Origin of the sequence: Curtobacterium sp. APC 4022 (assembly GCF_030407555.1) — a bacterium.
Taxonomy (GTDB): Bacteria; Actinomycetota; Actinomycetes; order Actinomycetales; family Microbacteriaceae; genus Curtobacterium.
This window is the reverse complement of sequence record NZ_JASDDD010000012.1, coordinates 69,758-88,607: the sequence shown is the minus strand read 5'-3', so window position 1 is coordinate 88,607 and position 18,850 is coordinate 69,758. Positions and strand designations below refer to the sequence as shown.

Below are 18,850 nucleotides of genomic sequence, written 5' to 3'. Positions count from 1 at the left end.
ACATCCCGGGCGTGTCGCACACTGCAACACCGGCGCGATCGCCGGCGCCGCCACCGAACAGACGACGAACGCCCGGCCCTCGACGAGGACCGGGCGTTCGGGAAGAGCAGGACAGGGTCAGGACACCGTCACTCCGGCGAGGGTCTTCTTCCCCCGGCGGAGGACGAGCACCCCGGCCGGCAGTGCGAGGGACGCCACCGTCGCCGCCGGGTCCTCCGCTCGCTCGTTGTTCACGTAGACCCCACCCTGGGTGATCGCGCGACGGGCTTCGCCGAGGGACTTCACGAGCTCCGTCTCGACGAGGGCACGTGCGAGCTCCGCCGTCCCCTCGATGCTGACGGAGCCCGGCAGCTCGGCGATCGCCGACCGCAGGGTCTCGTCGTCCAGTGCGCCGAGGTCGCCGTTGCCGAACAGGGCGGCCGACGCGTCGATCGTCGCCTGCGTCGCGTCGGCCCCGTGGACCAGGGTGGTGACCTCCACGGCCAAGGTGCGCTGTGCCTCCCGTCGGAACGGTTCATCCGCCACCGCCTGCTCGAGCCGCTCGATCTCGGCCCGCGACAGGAACGTGAACTCGCGCAGACGCGCGACCACGTCCGCATCCGAGGTGTTGAGCCAGAACTGGTAGAAGGCGTACGGCGACGTCATCGTGGCGTCGAGCCAGATGGCGTTGCCTTCGCTCTTGCCGAACTTCGTGCCGTCGGAGTTCGTGATGAGGGGCGTGCCGACCGCGTGGGCAGCCACACCCTCGGTGCGCCGGATCAGCTCCGTTCCCGAGGTCAGGTTCCCCCACTGGTCCGAACCACCGGTCTGCAGCGTGCACCCGTACTGGCGGTACAGCTCGCGGAAGTCCAGCCCCTGCAGGATCTGGTAGCTGAACTCCGTGTAGCTGATGCCCGCGTCGGAGTTCAGGCGGGCGGCGACGGCGTCCTTCTTGAGCATCGAGTTGACGCGGAAGTACTTGCCGATGTCCCGGAGGAAGTCGATCGCGGAGAGCGGCGCGGTCCAGTCGAGGTTGTTCACCAGACGGACCCCGTTCTCGCCGTCCGGGCTGAGGAAGCGCGAGACCTGTGCCTGCAGCCGGCCGACCCACTCGACCACGGTCTCGGGGGTGTTCAGCGTCCGCTCGGCCGTCGGACGCGGGTCGCCGATCAGACCGGTCGACCCGCCGACGAGCGCGAGCGGCTTGTGGCCCGCCAACTGCAATCGACGCATGGTGAGCAGCTGCAGCAGGTTGCCGCAGTGCAGCGACGGAGCCGTCGGGTCGAACCCGCAGTAGTAGGTGACCGGGCCGGCGTCGAGGGCCTCTTTGAGTGCGGTCTCGTCGGTCGAGACGTGCACCAGACCACGCCAGCGCAGTTCGTCCCACACCGAGGCGAAGGTGGGGTCGTTCTGCTGGCGCGTCAGGACATCGGGAGCGGTATCACTGGACACCCCGCCATCGTAGCGGCGCAGCGAGACACGCTTCAGTCGACGGCACCCTTGTGGCGGCGGTACGTCGACACCGTCGGGTCGCCGGGCAACCAGAACCGCCACGGGAAGGAGGCGCCACCCGCGACCCCGCCGACACCGGTCCGTGGTCCGCGTGCGATCGAGCCGTCGGTCAGGAGGGCCTCGGTGACCGCAGCCGGTGTCGCGGAGGCGAGCCGGGCCTCCAGACCGGGTGCCAGGGTGAGCCGGTACGGGCCGGAACCGTCGAGGAGCGAGGTGCCGTCGTCCTCGCCGAGGACCGCGCCGAGCGCGACGCCGAGGTTGCCCGGTCCGCGCGCGAGGGCGACGTCGGCGACGGACGGACCACGCCGTTGCCGGGCGGTCTCGATGCCGGCGACGACCTGCGCTCCGCGGAGCAAGGACCCGGACGAGACTCCGTCGGGCCCGCTCACCACGTTGACGCAGGTGTGGATGCCGTACGAGCGGTAGGCGTAGAGGGTGCCGGGCGGGCCGAAGAGGTGCCGGTTCCGCGGGGTCATCCCGCGGTGACCGTGCGAGCCGGGGTCGACGGAGCCGGAGTAGGCCTCGACCTCGGTGATGCGGAGGGTGACGCCCTTGCCGGTGAGGGTCGCGCCGAGCAGCGCCGGCGCGGAGACCGGGGCCGGCTCCGACAGCAGGGCCTCCAGGGCGCTCACCGCTCCGGTCATCGGGCGAAGGGCGTCCCCGCGGCGATCTCGGCCACGGACCGGGTCACGGCAGCGAGCTGCTCGGCGACCCGCTCCGGCGCGGTGCCACCCACGCCACGACGCGAGGCGACGCTGCCCTCGATGGTCAGGACGGCGCGCACGTCCGGCGTCAGGTGCGGCGAGACCGACGCGTACTGCTCGTCCGTCGGGTCGTCGAGGTCGATCCCGCGCTCTTCGCAGTACCGGACCAGCGCACCGGACACCTCGTGCGCGTCACGGAAGGGGACGCCCTGGCGGACCAGCCACTCGGCGACGTCGGTCGCGAGCGAGAAGCCCTGCGGCGCCAGTTCGGCCATCCGCGCGGTGTCGAACGACAGCGTGGCGACCATGCCGGTGAAGGCGGGCAGCAGGACCTCGAGCTGGGCGACCGAGTCGAAGACCGGCTCCTTGTCCTCCTGCAAGTCGCGGTTGTACGCCAGCGGCAGACCCTTCAGGGTGGCGAGGAGGCCGGTGAGGTTGCCGATCAGCCGGCCGGACTTGCCGCGCGCGAGTTCGGCGATGTCCGGGTTCTTCTTCTGCGGCATGATGCTCGACCCGGTCGAGAAGGCATCGTGCAGCCGGACGAAGCCGAACTCCTTGGTGTTCCAGAGGATGATCTCCTCGGCCAGACGCGAGATGTCGATGCCGATCTGCGCCAGGACGAAGGCGAACTCCGCCACGACGTCGCGCGCGGCCGTCGCATCGATCGAGTTGTCAGCCGGCCGGGCGAAGCCGAGCTCGTGGGCGATCGCCGTCGGGTCGAGCCCCAGGGAACTGCCCGCCAGCGCGCCGGCACCGTAGGGGCTCACGCTCGCGCGGCCGGCCCAGTCGCGCAGCCGTTCGAGGTCACGGACGAGGGGCCACGCGTGCGCGAGCAGGTGGTGGGCGAGCAGGACCGGCTGCGCGTGCTGCAGGTGGGTCCGGCCCGGCATGATCGCGCCCTCGTGCTCGGACGCCTGCTGGCTGATCGCGTCGACGAGGTCGATCACCATCCGGCCGATCCGCCGCCCGTGGTCGAGCATGTGCATGCGGCCGAGGGTCGCGATCTGGTCGTTGCGGCTGCGGCCGGCGCGGAGCTTCCCGCCGAGTCCCGGTCCGACGTCCGCGATGAGCAGGCGCTCGAGGGCTCCGTGCACGTCCTCGTCGGAGTCGGCGGGCTGCAGGGCGCCGTCGAGGAACGACTCCTCGAGGCGGTCCAGCCCGGCGAGCATCCGGTCCAGCTCGTCGGCCGTCAGGTACCCGGCCGTCTGCAGCGCCCGCGCGTGGGCGCGGGACCCGGCGAGGTCGTACGGCGCCAGCTGCCAGTCGAAGTGCGTCGACTTCGACAGCGCGGCGAGCTCGGCACTGGGACCGTCCGCGAAACGACCGCCCCAGAGGGCGCCCGTGTTCGTCGCGTCGGTCTTGCTGCTGGCTTCTTCCGGCCGGGAGGCCCGGGGCACGTCCGTCATGTCGTCCTGCGTCGTCAGAGGTGGCTGGGTGGTGCCGGACGGGCCGGGGCTGGCGGCCCCGGGCCGTCCGGCGGGTGGTGCTGGTGGTGGTGCTGGTGGTGCTGGCTGCTGCGGCTGCGCTTCGGCTAGTTCGCGAGGTCGCGGCGGGCCGAGATCTTGCTCGGCAGCGACCACAGCTCGATGAAGCCCTTGGACAGCGACTGGTCGAACGTGTCGCCGGTGTCGTACGTGGCGAGGTCGAAGTCGTAGAGACTCTGCTCCGAGCGACGGCCGGTCACCGTGGCGCGACCGCCGTGGAGCTGCATGCGGATGTCGCCCGACACGTACTCCTGGGTGGAGTCGATGAAGGCGTCGAGGCTGCGCTTGAGGCCACCGAACCAGAGACCGTCGTAGACCAGGTCGGCCCACTCCGACTCGACACCGCGCTTGTAGCGGTTCACGTCACGCTCGAGGGTCAGGCTCTCGAGCTCCTCGTGCGCGGCGATGAGTGCCATCGCGGCCGGAGCTTCGTAGACCTCGCGCGACTTGATGCCGACCAGGCGGTCCTCGACGACGTCGATGCGGCCGACGCCGTGCTTGCCGGCGAGGGCGTTGAGCTCCTGCACGATGCGCAGGACGCTGAAGCGCTGGCCGTCGATCGCGACCGGGACACCCTGCTCGAACGTGATCGTGACCTCGTCGGCCTCACGATCGACCGACGGGTCCTGCGTGTAGGCGTAGAGGTCCTCGATCGGAGCGTTCCACGGGTCCTCGAGGAACCCGGTCTCCACCGCGCGACCCCAGACGTTCTGGTCGATCGAGTACGGCGACTTCTTGCTCTGCAGGATCGGCAGGTCGTGCTCCTGCGCGTAGACGATCGCCTTGTCGCGGGTCAGTGCGAGGTCGCGGACCGGCGCGACGCTGGTCAGGTCGGGGGCGATCGCGGCGACCGCGGCCTCGAACCGGACCTGGTCGTTGCCCTTGCCGGTGCAGCCGTGCGCGACGCTGTCCGCGCCGAGCTGCTTCGCCGTCAGGGCGAGGTGCTTCGCGATGAGCGGGCGGCTCAGCGCGGACACGAGCGGGTACCGCTTCTGGTACAGCGCGTTCGCCTTGAGGGCGGGAACGAGGTAGTCGTCCGCGAACTCGTCCTTGGCGTCGATGACGACGGACTCCACCGCGCCGCAGTCGAGTGCGCGCTGGCGGATGGCGTCCATGTCCTCGCCACCCTGGCCGACGTCCACCGCCAGGGCGACGACCTCTTTCCCGGTGGCGTCCTTGAGCCAGCCGATGCCGACGGAGGTGTCGAGGCCACCTGAGTAGGCCAGTACGACGCGGTCTGCCATGAGTGTTCTCCTTGCTGGGGTGGTTGTCAGTTGCTGGCGGTCGCCGTGTTGGCGGCGAGGAGCCAGGCGAGCAGGGCCTTCTGAGCGTGCAGACGGTTCTCCGCCTCGTCCCAGATGATGCTGCGCGGGCCGTCGATGACCTCGGCCGTGACCTCGTAGCCGCGGTCGGCCGGCAGGCAGTGCATGAACACGGCGTCGGCGGCCGCGTGCGCGAGCAGCTCGTCGTCGACGCGGTAGCCGTGGAAGACCTCGAGACGCTGCTGCTTCTCTTCTTCCTTGCCCATCGAGACCCACGTGTCGGTGACGACGACGTCGGCCCCGGCGACCGCCGCGACCGGGTCGGTCACGACGAGCACCGAACCGCCGGTCTCGGCAGCGCGTGCCTCGGCGTCGGCGACGACCTGGGCGGCCGGGGCGAACTCGGCCGGAGCACCGACGCGGACGTGCATGCCGGCGGTCGCGCAGGCGAGCAGGTACGAGTGCGCCATGTTGCTGGCCCCGTCGCCCACGAAGGCGATGGTCTGACCGGCCAGGGCACCGCGATGCTCGCGGATGGTCAGCAGGTCGGCGAGCAGCTGGCACGGGTGGAAGTCGTCGGACAGCGCGTTGACCACGGGCACGGTGGTACTCGCCGCCATCTCCTCGAGCCCGGCCTGGCCGTAGGTGCGCCAGACGATCGCCGACACCATGCGCTCGAGCACACGAGCCGTGTCGGTCGGGGTCTCCTTGCCGCCGAGCTGGCTGTTGGCGGTCGAGATGATGAGCGGGCTGCCACCCAGGTCGCTGATGCCGACGTGGAAGGACACCCGGGTGCGGGTCGACGACTTGTCGAAGATCACGGCGACGCTCTGTGGGCCGGCGAGCGGCTTCGCACCCCAGCGGTCGCGCTTCATCTCGACGGCGAGGTCGAGGATGGCGGACTGCTCTGCCTGGGTCAGGTCGTCGTCCCGGAGGAAGTGGCGGGTCATGCGGTGGTCTCCTGGTCGGCGCCCGCGACGGCAGCCATGCTCTGGGCGAGGATCGCGAGGAACTCGTCGATCTCGTCGTCGGACACGATGAGCGGCGGCGCGATGCGCAGGCTCGATTCGTTCGGGGCGTTGATGATCAAGCCGCGGTCGAGCGCGGCGGCTGACACGGCGGCTGCGACGGGCAGACGCAGGCCGACGCCGACGAGTAGGCCGCTGCCACGCACCTCTTCCACCAGGTCGGAACCGAGTGCGGTGATGCCGGCGCGGATCCGCTCACCCTTGACGACGGCGTTCTCGACGAGGCCGGCCCGTTCGATCTCGGCCAGGACCGCGTTCGCGACCCGGGTGCCGAGCGGGTTGCCGCCGAACGTCGAGCCGTGCTGGCCGGCCGAGAACAGGTCGGACGCTGCCCCGAAGGTGACGAGGGCACCGATCGGGAACCCGCCGGCGATGCCCTTGGCCACCGTGATGGCGTCGGGGGTCACGCCGGTGTTCTGGAACGCGAACCACGACCCGGTCCGGCCGATGCCGGTCTGGATCTCGTCGAGGATCAGCAGGGCACCGTGCTGCTCAGTCAGCGCCCGGGCTGCCTGCAGGAAGCCCTCGGGCAGGTCGACCACGCCGGCCTCGCCCTTGATCGGCTCGAGGATGAGTGCGGCGACGGTGTCGTCGATCGACCGTTCGAGGGCCTCGATCGACGTCTCGATGTGCTCGACACCGGGGATCATCGGCAGGAAGTCCTCTTGCAGGGCGGGCTTGCCGGTGAGGGCGAGTGCCCCCATGGTGCGGCCGTGGAACGCCTGCTGCAGCGCGAGGATGCGGGTCTTCCGACCGTCGGCACCGCGGTTCAGGCGTGCGAGCTTGAAGGCCGCCTCGTTCGCCTCGGCTCCGGAGTTGCCGAAGTACACGCGGCCCGCATCACCGGCTCCGGAGATGCGCTTGAGGCGCTCGGCCAGTTCGAGCTGCGGCGGGGTGGCGAAGTAGTTCGACACGTGCACGAGCTTCGCGGCCTGGTCGCTGATCGCCTCGACCAGCGCCGGGTGGGCGTGGCCGAGCGAGTTCACGGCGATGCCGGCGAGGAAGTCGAGGTACTCGTTGCCGTCCACGTCCCAGACGCGGCAACCCTCGCCGCGCTCGAGCATGATCTTCGGCGGGGTCAGGGATCGCATGAGCGACGCCCCGAACCGGTCGTTCCAGGTCTCGGTCTGCGTCTCGGTGCTCACCGTGGTGTGCCCTTCTCGTCGTGGTGCGGGGTCGTTTGGTGCGGGGTCGCGTGCTCGCCGGCGGCGCGACGGCCGATCTCGGCGTGGGTGTTCTGGTTCTCGGTCCGTCGGCTGGGGTCCGGGATCACCTCGGTGCCCGCACCGCGCAGGGTGAAGACCTCGAGCAGGATCGAGTGCGGGATGCGACCGTCGATGATGGTCGCACCGCCGACCCCGCCGACCACGGCGTCCAGGCACGCGGTCATCTTCGGGATCATCCCGGACTCGAGCGAGGGCAGCAGCTGCCGCAGTTCCTCGACCGCGATGAGGTCGATGATCGAGTCGCGGTCGGGCCAGTTGCGGTACAGCCCGGGGACGTCGGTCAGCATCATCAGCTTCGACGCGTTCAGGGCGATCGCCAGTGCGGCCGCAGCGGCGTCGGCGTTCACGTTGAGCGCCTGGTCGGGGTGCGCGTCGTCGATCGCGATGCTCGACACCACCGGGATGCGGTCGGCGCGGATCGCGGCGAGGACGCCCGACGGGTCGACGTGCGTGATGTCGCCGACGTGGCCGAGGTCGAAGTGCTCGCCGTCCACGACGACGCCCTTCTTCTCGCCGGTGAACAGCGACCCGCCGTCGCCGAACACGCCGACACCCAGGCCGGGGCCGTGTTCGTCGATGAGGTCCACGATCTCGCGGTTCACCTCACCGGCCAGCACGTCGCGGACGACGGTGATCGCCTCGGTGGTCGTCACGCGGTAGCCGCCACGGAACTCGGACTCGATGCCCTGTTCCTTCAGCGCCGCCGAGATCTGCGGACCGCCACCGTGCACGACGACGGGGTGCAGGCCGGCGTACCGGAGGTAGACCATGTCCTCGGCGAACGCCCGCTTGAGGTCGTCGTTCACCATCGCGTTGCCGCCGAACTTGACGACGACGATCTTGCCCGAGAACCGCTTCAACCACGGCAGGGACTCGATGAGGGTCGCGGCCTTGACGGTCGCGAGCTCGTGCTCTTCTTCCTTCGACAGGTCCGGATCGCTCATCAGCTGGAGTACGCGCTGTTCTCGTGGACGTAGTCGTGCGTCAGGTCGTTCGTCAGGATCGTGGCCGCGTACGGTCCGACCCCGAGGTCGATGAGCACGTGGGTGTCCCGCGGGGTGAGGTCGACGCTGTCGCTCGGCTGGTCGGGGGCGCCGGCGTGGCAGACCCGGATGCCGTTCATCGAGACGTCGACCGCGTACGGATCGAACTCCGCGTCGGTCGTCCCGATCGCTGCGAGGACGCGGCCCCAGTTGGGGTCGTTGCCGAAGACGGCAGCCTTGAAGAGGTTGTTCCGCGCCACACTGCGGCCGACCGTGACCGCGTCGTCCTCGCTCACGGCACCGACCACCTCGATCGCGATGTCGTGCGCGGCGCCCTCGGCGTCCTGCTGGAGCTGGCGGGCGAGGTCGGCGCAGACGGCGGTCAGGGCCTCCTGGAAGTCACCGACCTCGGGCGTCGTGCCGGACGCACCGGAGGACATCAGCACGACGGTGTCGTTCGTCGACATGCAGCCGTCCGAGTCGACACGGTCGAAGGTGACCCGGGTCGCGGCGCGCAGTGCCTGGTCGAGTTCGTCCGAGGTCAGCGCCGCATCGGTCGTGATGACCACGAGCATCGTCGCCAGCCCCGGTGCGAGCATGCCCGCACCCTTCGCCATGCCGCCGACCGTCCAGCCGTCGACGGTCACGACGGACTGCTTCGGCTTGGTGTCGGTGGTCATGATGGCCGTCGCGGCGTCCGGTCCCCCACCGTCGGCGAGGGCGTCGGCCGCGAGCGTCACGCCGCGGAGGACGCCGTCGCGGAACGTCTGGTCGCCCCGCCCGATCAGGCCGGTGGAGCAGACGACCACGTCGCCGGCGCCGACCCCGAGGGCGTCGCCGACCGCTTCGGCGGTGAGGTGGGTCGTCTGGAAGCCGAACGCTCCCGTGAAGCAGTTCGCGCCTCCCGAGTTGAGGATGACGGCACGCGCCACCCCGTCCCCGACGACCTGGCGGGACCAGATCACCGGGTGCGCCTGAGCACGGTTCGAGGTGAAGACAGCGGCCACGGCATCGGACGGGCCGTCGTTGACGACGAGCGCCACGTCCGGCTTGCCGCTCGTCTTCAGGCCGGCGGTGACGCCGGCGGCGCGGAAGCCCGCGGCGGCGGTGACGCCCTGGAGCGCATCCTGGGCGGACGGGAGGCCCGTGGTCGCGTCGTCCGCGCCGGTCCCGTCGGTGCTGTCGGTGCTGTCGGTGCTGTGGTTGCTGTCGGTCACGGGGCGACTCCGTCCACGCTGAGGCCGAGCGTCTCGGGGAAGCCGAGCGCGATGTTCGCGGACTGCACGGCTGCGCCGCCGGTCCCCTTGGCGAGGTTGTCGAGCGCGGTGACCGCGACGACTCGACCGGCTGCTTCGTCGACGGCGATGCCGACCAACGCGGTGTTGGCACCGATCGTGTCGGCGACCCGCGGGAAGACGCCTTCGGGCAACAGGTGCACGAAGGGCTCGTCGGCGTAGGCCTGCTCCCAGGCGAAGCGCACGTCGTGCGCGGTGACCCCGGGAGCCAGGCGAGCCGTCGTCGTCGCGAGGATCCCGCGCGACATCGGCACGAGCACCGGGGTGAACGAGATGCGGACGTCGGACGCACCGGCGACGCGGAGGTTCTGCTGGATCTCCGGGACGTGCCGGTGGGTGCCGCCGACGGCGTACGCGCTGGCGGAGCCCATGATCTCGGCGGCGAGGTAGGTCGGCTCGAGCTTCTTGCCGGCACCGCTCGGGCCGACGCTCAGGACGGCGACGATGTCGTCGGACTCGACGAGGCCCGCCTGGACACCGGGCTGGATGCCGAGCGTGACCGCGGTGACGTTGCAGCCGGGGACCGCGATGCGCTTCGTGGCAGCGAGCTCGGTCCGCTGCCGGCCCTGCTCGACGATGTCGTCGACGTCACGCCACTCCTCCGCTGCACCCGGCGCGGGCGGAGCGTGCAGCAGTTCCGGCAGACCGTAGGTCCACGCACCGTGGAACTCGCCGCCGTAGAAGGTCGCCCAGGCGCTCTCGTCGGTCAGGCGGTGGTCCGCGCCGCAGTCCACCACGAGGGTGTCCGCGTCGAGTTCGGCGGTGATCGCACCGGACTGGCCGTGCGGCAACGCGAGGAACACCACGTCGTGACCGCGGAGGTTCTCGGCCGTCGTCGCCACCAGGGTCAGGTGCGCGAGCGATCGCAGGTGCGGCTGCGTCGCGATGAGCGGCTGTCCGGCGTTCGAGAACGCCGTGACCGTCCTGATGTCGAACTCGGGGTGAGCGGAGAGGATGCGCAACAACTCGCCACCCGCGTAGCCGCTGGCTCCCGCCACGGCGACGGATACGGACATGGGTTCCACCTTTGGTCGGACTGTTCGTCGAGAGAGTCGGAGGCGGCGACCCCGGGCGGTGATCCGTCGTGGATCAGTCGCGCAGGGTCGCCCCGAATCGCTCGCCGGCACGTCGGACTGCGCCGTCGCGGGCCTCGGAGGCCTCGGCAGCGGTCAGCGTGCGGTCCGTGGCACGGAAGCGCAGGGCGAACGTCAGGGACTTCTGTCCCTCGTCCACGCCGGCACCCCGGTAGTCATCCACGAGCCGAGCATACTCCAAGAGGTCTCCGGCACCAGCGCGTACCTCGGTCAGGACGTCACCGGCGGGCACCGACACGTCCACCACCAGTGACAGGTCCTGGGTCGCGGCCGGGTACGAGACGATCGCCGAGACGTCGACCAACTCGGGGGCCGCGGCGACCAGGGCGTCGAGGTCCATCTCGACGACGGCGACCACACGCGGCAGGTCGGCGTCCGCCGTGCGCTCCGGCAGCAGCTCGCCCGCGACGCCGACGACGACGTCCCCGACGAGCAGCGACGCAGCGCGTCCGGGGTGCAGCGACGGGTGGCTGGTCTGCGCGACGGTCAGGTCGACGCCGACGGCCCAGGCCACGGTGCGAGCGACGTCGAGGGCGTCCGCGATGCCGAACGGTTCGACCGCGGTGCCCGGCTGCTTGAGCACGGCGTTGCCGACGAGCAGGGCACTGACGTGGAACGGCTGCGGGGGCAGCGCGGCGTCCAGAGCCGTGAGGGTCTCGGCCGTCGGACGCTGCGCCCCGACCGGGACCTCGACGGTGCCGAGCTCCACGCCGGGCTCCGGCAGGAACACCCGGGAGGTCTCGTACAGGGCGACGTCGACAAGGCCGCGGGAGAGGTTCCGACGGGCGACGTCGACGAGTGCCGGCAGACCGCTCCGGCGCAGGTGGTCCTGAGCACTGTCGAGGGCGTTCGCCAGGACGACGCTCGGGCCGCCCGCAAGGTCGATGCCCGGGAACGCGGCAGCGGTGGCGGCGGAGACGAACGGGGCCGTGACGACCTCGGTCAGTCCGGCAGCGGCGAGGGCGGCCGAGACCCGGCGTCGGGCCTGCTGGTGCCGCGTCAGCCCACGTCCGGGCGGCGCGACCGGCAGCACGCTGGGGATGCGGTCGTACCCGACGATGCGGGCGATCTCCTCGACCAGGGAGACGTCGTCCACCAGGTCGGGGCGCCAGCTCGGCGGGGTCACGGCGACGCGGTCACCGTCGACGATGACGGTCGCCCCGATCGCGCGGAGGGTGTCGAGCACCTCGGCGTCGGTGTACTCGACACCGATGAGCCCGGCAGCCCGGTCCAGGCGCATGGTCACGGTGGGGCGCGGCGACTCGTCGACCAGCGTCGACCCGAGGGCGTCCGGCGTGCCACCGGCGAGGTCGACGAGCAGCTCGACGGCGCGGTTCGCCGCGGCCTGGGCGACGAGCGGGTCGACACCGCGCTCGAACCGCCGCGAGGCCTCGCTCGGCAGCTTGTGCCGCCGGGCCGTGCGGGCGATGGACACCTGGTCGAAGCCGGCGGCCTCGATCAGGACGTCGGTCGTCGCCGCGGTGATCTCGGTGCGTGCGCCACCCATGACGCCGGCGAGGCCCACGGCCCCGTCGCCGTCCGCGATGACCAGGTCTTCGGCGTCGAGCGTGCGCTCCACGTCGTCGAGTGTGGTGAGGCGCTCCCCCGCGGCGGCCCGACGGACGGTGAGGCCGCCCTGGAGCGTGCCGAGGTCGTACCCGTGCAGCGGCTGACCGAGCTCGAACATCACGTAGTTGGTGATGTCGACGGGCAGGGAGATCGACCGGACACCGGCGAGCGACAGGCGCGCGACCATCCAGGCCGGCGTCGGACGGCTGGCGTCGATGCCGCGGACGACCCGCGTCACGAAGGTGCTCGACCCCACGCGCCCACGGATCGGCGCGGCGTCGTCGATCGTCACCGCGAAGCCGTCACCGGTGCGCGGCAGGACCCGGTCGACCGGGTCCGAGAAGGTCGCCCCGGTGGCGTGCGCGTACTCACGAGCGACCCCGCGCATGCTCATCGCGTAGCCGCGGTCCGGCGTCACGTTGATCTCGACGGCGGCGTCGTCCAGGCCGAGCAGCGCGATGGCGTCCGCACCGACCTCGGGGTCCATGCCGAGATCCGCGAAGCGGAGGATGCCGTCGTGCTCGTCGCCGAGCCCGAGTTCACGGGCCGAGGCGATCATGCCGTCGGACACGTGGCCGTAGGTCTTGCGCGCGGCGATCGGGAACGGACCGGGGAGCACGGCGCCGGGCAGGGTCACCACGACGAGGTCGCCGACGTCGAAGTTGTGGGCGCCACAGACGATGCCACGGGGTTCGGCTTCGCCGACGTCCACCTGGCACCAGTTGATCGTCTTGCCGTTCTTCTGCGGCTCCGGGACGCGTTCGAGCACCCGGCCGACCACGACGGGTCCGGTCAGGTCGAACGTGTGCACGGCTTCCTCTTCGAACCCGACCGACACCAGGGCGGCGTGGACGTGCTCGAGCGAGACGTCGTCGGGCAGGTCGACGGATTCGCCGAGCCAGCGGAGTGGGACGCGCATCAGACCACCGTTCCGAACTGCTGCGAGAAGCGGAGATCGCCCTCGAGGAAGTCACGCATGTCGTTCAGGCCGTTGCGGAACTGCAGCGTCCGCTCGATGCCCATGCCGAAGGCGAAGCCCTGGTACTCGTCCGGGTCGATGCCGGCGGCGCGCAGGACGTTCGGGTTGACCATGCCGCAGCCACCCCACTCGACCCAGCGCGCGCCGCCCTTGGCGTTCGGCTGCCAGACGTCCATCTCGGCGCTCGGCTCGGTGAACGGGAAGTAGTTCGGGCGCAGTCGGATCTGCGCTTCGGCACCGAAGACCTGGCGCGCGAAGTGCTCGAGCGTGCCGCGGAGGTGTGCCATCGTCAGGCCCTTGTCGATCGCGATGCCCTCGACCTGGGTGAAGACCGGCAGGTGCGTGGCGTCGAGTTCGTCGGCGCGGTACACCCGGCCCGGGGCGATGACGTAGAGGGGGAGCTCGCGCGACAGCAACGACCGCACCTGCACCGGCGAGGTGTGCGTGCGCATCAGCAGGTGCCGGTCCACGGGCTCGACGAACACCGTGTCCGCCATCGCCCGCGCCGGGTGGTCCTGGTCGAAGTTCAGCGCGTCGAAGTTGAACCACTCGTGTTCGAGCTCGGGGCCTTCCGCGACCTCCCACCCCATGCCGACGAAGATGTCCGCGACGGTCTCGTTGAGGACCGACAGCGGGTGCCGCGAACCCGGCGTGCGACGTGACGGCAGCGCGGTGACGTCCACGCGCTCGGCGTCGAGGCGCGCGCGCTCTTCCGCTTCGGCGAGGACCGCTTCCTGCGCGGCGATCGCCTGGTTCACCTGACCGCGGGCCTGACCGACGAGCTTGCCCGCGGCGGCCTTCTGCTCCGGCGGGACGCTGCGCATCGACGCGTTCATCCGCGCGAGCGTCGACTGCTCACCGGTGTGCTCGGCACGGGCCTGCTTCAGCTCGGCGACGGTCGTCGTGGCGCGGACGGCGGCGAGGGCCGCTTCCACGGCACCGGCGACCGCCGATTCGCTGATCTCGAGAGGTTCTGACACGAGAGCCAAGCCTACCGGCCGACGGGATACCGCCGCCCTGCACCGGTCGGACGGGGCCCACGCGGGCCGGTACCGACGCGCTGCGGAGCCTGCGGAGCGGCGTGGCGGCCGAGCCCGTGGGGAGGGAGAGTGCCCCGTCAGTCGCTGGCTGTGGAGGAACGGGTGCGCTGGGCGAACGCGCTCTCGTAGAGGCACACGGACGCCGCGGTCGCGAGGTTCATCGACTCGGCCCGCCCGTAGATCGGCACCTTCACGGCCCGGTCGACCAGCGCGAGGTCCTCGGTGGTCAGGCCGCGGGCCTCGTTGCCGAAGACCCAGACGGTCGGCCCGTCGAGCATGCCGTCGGCGCGGACGTCCGGCAGGTCGTCGCCGGACACGTCGGCGGCCAGGATCGTGTAGCCGAGACCCCGCGCGCGCTCGATGGCGTCGACGAGCGTCACCCCGACCGACACCGGCACGTGGAACAGCGAGCCGGTGGTGGAACGGACGACCTTGGGGTTGTACGGGTCGACACTGCGTCCGGTGAGCACGACGGCGTCGGCTCCGGCGGCATCTGCGGCCCGGATGATCGTGCCGGCATTGCCCGGGTCGCGGACCTCTTCGAGGATGGCGACCAGTCCGGGCAGGGCGCCGGACTCGTCGGAGTCGACACGCGCCTCCAGACGGGCGTCCGGGAAGACGTCCTTGACCGACGTCGGGAACTGCTGGCACACCGCGACCACGCCCTGCGGGGTGACCGTGTCGGCCATCGCGTCGAGCACCTGCTCGGTGACGAACCAGGTGTCGACCGGGGCGTCGTCCAGACCGTGGCGCGCCGCCGCGGTCGGGGTGACGTAGAGCTCGCGGAGGAGCTCCGGGCGGTACTCGATCGCCTCGCGCACGGCCTGCGGGCCCTCGAGCAGGAACAGCCCGGTCTCGGCACGGACGTCCTTCTTGGCCAGGGCGGCCACGGCCTTCACTCGGCCGGCACGGGGGTTCTCGAGGAGTTCGCTCACGGACCCAGTCTAGGAACCACCGGCTGCCCGCCACGACCGGACTGCCGACGGATGGCCCCGGGAACGACGGAACCCCCACTCCACAGGGAGCGGGGGTTCCGGTGCACGGGTGACGTGGCTCAGGCTGCCTTCGGCGCCGAGGTGTCGGCCGGCAGGGCATTCTTGGCGGTCTCGACGAGCGCGGCGAACGTCTCGGCGTTGTTGATCGCGAGGTCCGCGAGGATGCGGCGGTCGACCTCGACGCCAGCCAGGGCCAGACCCTGGATGAGGCGGTTGTAGGTCAGGCCGTTCGCACGCGACGCAGCGTTGATGCGCTGGATCCAGAGGCGACGGAACTCGCCCTTCTTCGCGTGACGGTCACGGTACGCGTAGACGAGGGAGTGGGTGACCTGCTCCTTCGCCTTGCGGTAGAGGCGCGACCGCTGACCGCGGTAGCCCTCCGCGCGCTCGAGGATGACGCGACGCTTCTTGGCGGCGTTGACCGCTCTCTTGACTCTTGCCATTGATCTGTTCCTTTACGATCCGGGTCGACTCAGTGGCCGAGGAGCTTCTTGACGGCCTTGACGTCGGCCTTCGCGAGGACCTGGTCCTCGTTGAGGCGGGCCTTGCGCTTGGAGGACTTCACCTCGAGGTTGTGGCGCATACCGGCCTGCTGCTTCATGATCTTGCCGCTGCCGGTGATCTTGAAGCGCTTCTTCGACCCGGAGTGGGTCTTCTGCTTGGGCATCGTGGTGCCTTTCCGTGGGGTGGATGGGGACCGCGTCGAGCGCGGATCGGCCTGGGAGGACCTATTCGGCCGACGAGTCGGCCGGGGCTGCTGCGGCGGGAGCCGACGTGGGCTCGTCCTCCGACTTGGCCTTGGCGGAGTGCTCGGTGGCCTTCCGCTCGGCCTTCTCAGCGGCACGCTTGGCGTTCTGCTCGCCCTTGACGTCCGACTTGTTCTTGAGCGGCGCGATGATCATCGTCATGTTGCGGCCGTCCTGGGTCGGACGCGACTCGACGACGCCGAACTCTGCGATCTCCTCCGCGAACTTCTGGAGGAGCCGGACACCCTGCTCGGGACGCGACTGCTCGCGACCGCGGAAGAGGATCATCGCCTTCACCTTGTCGCCACCGAGGAGGAACCCCTCGGCGCGCTTGCGCTTCGTCTCGTAGTCGTGCACGTCGATCTTCAGGCGGAACCGGACCTCTTTCAGGTCGGTGTTGACCTGGTTGCGGCGGGCTTCCTTGGCCTTCTGAGCGGCTTCGTACTTGAACTTGCCGTAGTCCATGATCTTGGCGACGGGCGGCTTCGAGTTCGGCGCGACCTCGACCAGATCCAGCTCGGCTTCCTGCGCGAGGCGCAGTGCGACGGCGATGGGGACAACGCCGACCTGCTCGCCCTGGGGTCCGACCAGTCGGACCTCGGGGACGCGGATTCGGTCGTTGGTACGGGGATCGGTGATGCGGAGCTCCTTCAATCAGGTGGTGGCCGTCCGGGGCGTTTGCCCGGGACGACGGCACGAGAGAGGAGATCTGACGCACGGATCGAGACCCGTTCGGCAGCCGCCCGACGCCGACCCTTGCGGTCCGACTTGCGCCGACCCTTGCGGTTCGGCCTGCCGATGTCCACATCGTGGACTCCGGCGGAGCGGTGGTGACCCGGTAGCCTTGGTGCAGCCGCGGGTGGGAGGAACTCCTCTTTCGTGACGCTGTCCTGATCCGGACCTTCCCGAGTACAACCGGAAGGATCTGGGCTCGACCGGAAAGATCCGGGCGCGCGGACAGTGTCTGCCGTCGGCGAGTCTAGCAGAGGAGCACCGTGACCGACACCCCGAGCAACCCGGCCCCCGCATTCGACGATTCCGACGAGGCCGCGCGCGACATCGCCGAGGTCCCCGCGATCGAACTCATCAACACCGTGGCCGTCCACCTGCTCAGCGCCGCCGCCGTGAAGGTCGGCCTGGCCGACGACCCGGAGCAGCAGACCGACCTGGACGAGGCGCGGAAGCTCATCACCTCGCTCGCCGGGCTCGTCACCGCGGCCGCGACCGAGATCGGCGACCAGCACGCGCGTCCGCTCCGCGACGGGCTGCGGTCCGTGCAGCTGGCGTTCCGCGAAGCGTCGGCGATCCCGGACGCTCCGGGCAAGGGTCCGGGCGAGAAGTACACCGGACCCGTCAACTAGGCGGTCCCACTGACGGACGGGAGGCCCGTGGCGGTGTCGCCACGGGCCTCCCGTCCGTCATCCGGTCACGCTGCACGCGCGACCCACCGTCGTCATGCTGCCGAGCGCGCGACCAACCGGTCGACCGCCGCGACGGGGATGCCGACCCAGGTGGGGCGGTTCCGCGCCTCGTAGACGACCTCGTAGACCGCCTTGTCGAGCTCGAAGGCGTCGAGCAGTGCGCGGTGGGCGCGCAGGTCGGAGCCGCTGCCCCGCTCGTACCCGTCGAGGAACGCACTGCGCGCCTCGTGCGCCCAGTCGCCGGTGTCCACGGGCTCGTCCTCGTGCGCGAGGGCGCCGGCGACGTAGTCGAAGGACCGGAGCATGCCGGCGACGTCCCGCAGTGCGACGTCCGGACGTGAGCGCTCCGGCATCGGACGGAGCGGTTCGCCCTCGAAGTCAAGGAAGACCCAGCCGCGGGGCTCGGGCGCCGAGAGCACCTGCCCGAGGTGCAGGTCGCCGTGGATGCGCTGCATGGTCGGCCACGGCACGGTCGCCGCCCGGTCGTAGACCCGGCCGACGGCGGCGGCGTGCTCGGCGACCTGCGGCACCTCGGCGGCCGCCGTGTCCAGGCGACGACGCATCGTCGCGATCGCCTCGTCGACCTGGTCGGGTCCAGAGGTCGCGGTGGGCATCGCGCCGGCCAGGACCGTGTGCACCTCGGCGAGCGCGGCACCGAGTCGGTCGGCGGCGCTGGCGAAGGACTCGCCGCCCCGGGCCGCGGTCAGCGCGACGCGCCAGGCGTCCTCGAGCCCGGGCAGGAACTCCTGTGCGAAGGCGAGGTGGCCGTGCGCGGTGCCGCTCGCCTGACCGGCGTCCGGCCACTCCCCCGTCAGCGCGCCGAAGGTGCGTGGCACGCGGACGGAGCCGGCGGTCGACAACGCACGCTGGGTGGTGACGTCGGGGTTCTCACCGTCGTGCAGGACACGGAAGACCTTGGTGATCACCCGGCCGCTCTCGGCGGTGTCGGCGATGACGGACGTGTTCGACTGCTCGCCGCTGAGGACGCGCGCGCCGGTGACCGGACCGATGTGTTCGCCATCGGCCTCGATGCGGCCGAGCAGCCAGCGTGCGTAGGCGACGTCGTGCGGCGCGTCGTAGACCGCTGCACCGTCGAGTTCGGTGACCAGGGCGTGCGCGAGCTCGGGGACCGCTGCGGGTCGCACGGTGAGCGGGACCTGGTAGAGGACGGGGCCGGTGGGGGCGTCGTCGAGGACGAACAGGGTGCGGATCGTCGCGTCCGCGGTGGTGTCGGTCTGTTCGGCGACGACCCGGATGCTGGGGGTCCCGCCCTTGGCGGCGTACCACCGTTGGTCGGCCATCCAGCCGGCGACGGCGGTCTCGAAGGGGTCGGCGTGCACAGCGTCGGTCATGTCGGGGACGCTACCCGTCGCTGCTGCGCTGGGTCGCGGGATCACGGGTGTGGGGTGCGTCGCGGCGCGGTGGCGGGCCGCGTCGGGTCGCGGGTCCGGGTTGCGTCGGATCGCGGGTGCGGGCTGCGTCCCTTCCTGCACAGGGCGACGCTGGCCGGGAGGCTGTCCACAGTTCGCGGGG

17 protein-coding genes are annotated in these 18,850 nt (G+C 71.0%); 1 reads left to right on the top strand and 16 read right to left on the bottom strand.

Annotated features, from left to right (window positions below; all coding sequences use genetic code 11):
* Positions 1 to 117 precede the first annotated feature (117 nt).
* The 15 genes from tyrS to infC all read right to left on the bottom strand — a co-directional run bounded on the left by tyrS (position 118) and on the right by infC (position 16,550).
* Positions 118 to 1,431, bottom strand: a complete 1,314-nt coding sequence (tyrS, locus tag QL987_RS06140) for a tyrosine--tRNA ligase (protein WP_290156774.1) — start codon at positions 1,429 to 1,431, stop codon at positions 118 to 120.
* 32 nt (positions 1,432 to 1,463) lie between these two features.
* Positions 1,464 to 2,123 (bottom strand): DNA-3-methyladenine glycosylase, encoded by a 660-nt coding sequence (locus QL987_RS06135; protein WP_356839974.1) that lies wholly within the window; start codon positions 2,121 to 2,123, stop codon positions 1,464 to 1,466.
* 8 nt (positions 2,124 to 2,131) lie between these two features.
* A complete protein-coding gene (gene argH / locus QL987_RS06130; protein ID WP_290156770.1) occupies positions 2,132 to 3,601 on the bottom strand; it encodes an argininosuccinate lyase in 1,470 nt (489 codons plus the stop codon).
* 125 nt (positions 3,602 to 3,726) lie between these two features.
* Positions 3,727 to 4,923 (bottom strand): argininosuccinate synthase, encoded by a 1,197-nt coding sequence (locus QL987_RS06125; RefSeq protein ID WP_111073728.1) that lies wholly within the window; start codon positions 4,921 to 4,923, stop codon positions 3,727 to 3,729.
* Positions 4,924 to 4,949: 26 nt separating this feature from the next.
* Positions 4,950 to 5,891: an ornithine carbamoyltransferase gene (gene argF / locus QL987_RS06120; protein WP_111073729.1), complete on the bottom strand. Its 942-nt coding sequence runs from the start codon at positions 5,889 to 5,891 to the stop codon at positions 4,950 to 4,952.
* On the bottom strand, positions 5,888 to 7,114 hold the full coding sequence (locus QL987_RS06115; protein ID WP_221850506.1) for an acetylornithine transaminase: 1,227 nt from the start codon (positions 7,112 to 7,114) through the stop codon (positions 5,888 to 5,890). The genes argF and QL987_RS06115 overlap by 4 nt, the downstream gene beginning before the upstream one ends.
* The gene (argB, locus tag QL987_RS06110) at positions 7,111 to 8,139 is read right to left on the bottom strand and encodes an acetylglutamate kinase (RefSeq protein WP_258376626.1); all 1,029 of its coding nucleotides are present in this window, start codon (positions 8,137 to 8,139) and stop codon (positions 7,111 to 7,113) included. Before argB ends, QL987_RS06115 begins: the two co-directional genes overlap by 4 nt.
* A complete protein-coding gene (gene argJ, locus QL987_RS06105) occupies positions 8,139 to 9,395 on the bottom strand; it encodes a bifunctional glutamate N-acetyltransferase/amino-acid acetyltransferase ArgJ (RefSeq protein ID WP_290156768.1) in 1,257 nt (418 codons plus the stop codon). The genes argB and argJ overlap by 1 nt, the downstream gene beginning before the upstream one ends.
* A complete protein-coding gene (locus QL987_RS06100; RefSeq protein WP_290156766.1) occupies positions 9,392 to 10,489 on the bottom strand; it encodes an NAGSA dehydrogenase family protein in 1,098 nt (365 codons plus the stop codon). Before QL987_RS06100 ends, argJ begins: the two co-directional genes overlap by 4 nt.
* 73 nt (positions 10,490 to 10,562) lie before the next feature.
* Entirely contained in the window at positions 10,563 to 13,055 is a 2,493-nt protein-coding gene (gene pheT / locus QL987_RS06095) for a phenylalanine--tRNA ligase subunit beta (RefSeq protein WP_290156765.1), read from the bottom strand.
* Entirely contained in the window at positions 13,055 to 14,095 is a 1,041-nt protein-coding gene (gene pheS / locus QL987_RS06090) for a phenylalanine--tRNA ligase subunit alpha (RefSeq protein WP_290156764.1), read from the bottom strand. Before pheS ends, pheT begins: the two co-directional genes overlap by 1 nt.
* A 137-nt stretch (positions 14,096 to 14,232) precedes the next feature.
* On the bottom strand, positions 14,233 to 15,090 hold the full coding sequence (locus tag QL987_RS06085; protein ID WP_290156762.1) for an RNA methyltransferase: 858 nt from the start codon (positions 15,088 to 15,090) through the stop codon (positions 14,233 to 14,235).
* Between the two features lie 119 nt (positions 15,091 to 15,209).
* Complete coding sequence (gene rplT, locus QL987_RS06080) at positions 15,210 to 15,593, bottom strand: 50S ribosomal protein L20 (RefSeq protein WP_290156761.1); 384 nt, start codon at positions 15,591 to 15,593, stop codon at positions 15,210 to 15,212.
* Positions 15,594 to 15,622: 29 nt separating this feature from the next.
* Entirely contained in the window at positions 15,623 to 15,817 is a 195-nt protein-coding gene (rpmI, locus tag QL987_RS06075; RefSeq protein ID WP_111073736.1) for a 50S ribosomal protein L35, read from the bottom strand.
* 61 nt (positions 15,818 to 15,878) lie between these two features.
* Positions 15,879 to 16,550, bottom strand: coding sequence for a translation initiation factor IF-3 (gene infC / locus QL987_RS06070; RefSeq protein WP_111073737.1), 672 nt, complete (start codon positions 16,548 to 16,550; stop codon positions 15,879 to 15,881).
* 341 nt (positions 16,551 to 16,891) lie between these two features.
* Here infC and QL987_RS06065 point away from each other — a divergent pair, with 341 nt between their 5' ends.
* A complete protein-coding gene (locus tag QL987_RS06065) occupies positions 16,892 to 17,257 on the top strand; it encodes a DUF1844 domain-containing protein (protein ID WP_111073738.1) in 366 nt (121 codons plus the stop codon).
* A 92-nt stretch (positions 17,258 to 17,349) separates the two neighbouring features.
* Here the strand turns inward: QL987_RS06065 and QL987_RS06060 are convergent, their stop codons facing one another.
* Positions 17,350 to 18,669 carry a phosphotransferase gene (locus QL987_RS06060; RefSeq protein WP_290156759.1) on the bottom strand — a complete coding sequence of 440 codons (1,320 nt, stop codon included), beginning with the start codon at positions 18,667 to 18,669 and terminating at the stop codon, positions 17,350 to 17,352.
* Between the last annotated feature and the right edge of the window lie 181 nt (positions 18,670 to 18,850).

Excerpts from the sequence above, each read along its gene's own strand:
- QL987_RS06100 (WP_290156766.1), bottom strand. The coding sequence starts at position 10,489 with ATGTCCGTATCCGTCGCCGTGGCGGGAGCCAGCGGCTACGCGGGTGGC.
- QL987_RS06125 (WP_111073728.1), bottom strand. The coding sequence starts at position 4,923 with ATGGCAGACCGCGTCGTACTGGCCTACTCAGGTGGCCTCGACACCTCC.
- rplT (WP_290156761.1), bottom strand. The coding sequence starts at position 15,593 with ATGGCAAGAGTCAAGAGAGCGGTCAACGCCGCCAAGAAGCGTCGCGTC.
- argH (WP_290156770.1), bottom strand. The coding sequence starts at position 3,601 with ATGACGGACGTGCCCCGGGCCTCCCGGCCGGAAGAAGCCAGCAGCAAG.
- argB (WP_258376626.1), bottom strand. The coding sequence starts at position 8,139 with ATGAGCGATCCGGACCTGTCGAAGGAAGAAGAGCACGAGCTCGCGACC.
- rpmI (WP_111073736.1), bottom strand. The coding sequence starts at position 15,817 with ATGCCCAAGCAGAAGACCCACTCCGGGTCGAAGAAGCGCTTCAAGATC.
- QL987_RS06060 (WP_290156759.1), bottom strand. The coding sequence starts at position 18,669 with ATGACCGACGCTGTGCACGCCGACCCCTTCGAGACCGCCGTCGCCGGC.
- argF (WP_111073729.1), bottom strand. The coding sequence starts at position 5,891 with ATGACCCGCCACTTCCTCCGGGACGACGACCTGACCCAGGCAGAGCAG.
- pheT (WP_290156765.1), bottom strand. The coding sequence starts at position 13,055 with ATGCGCGTCCCACTCCGCTGGCTCGGCGAATCCGTCGACCTGCCCGAC.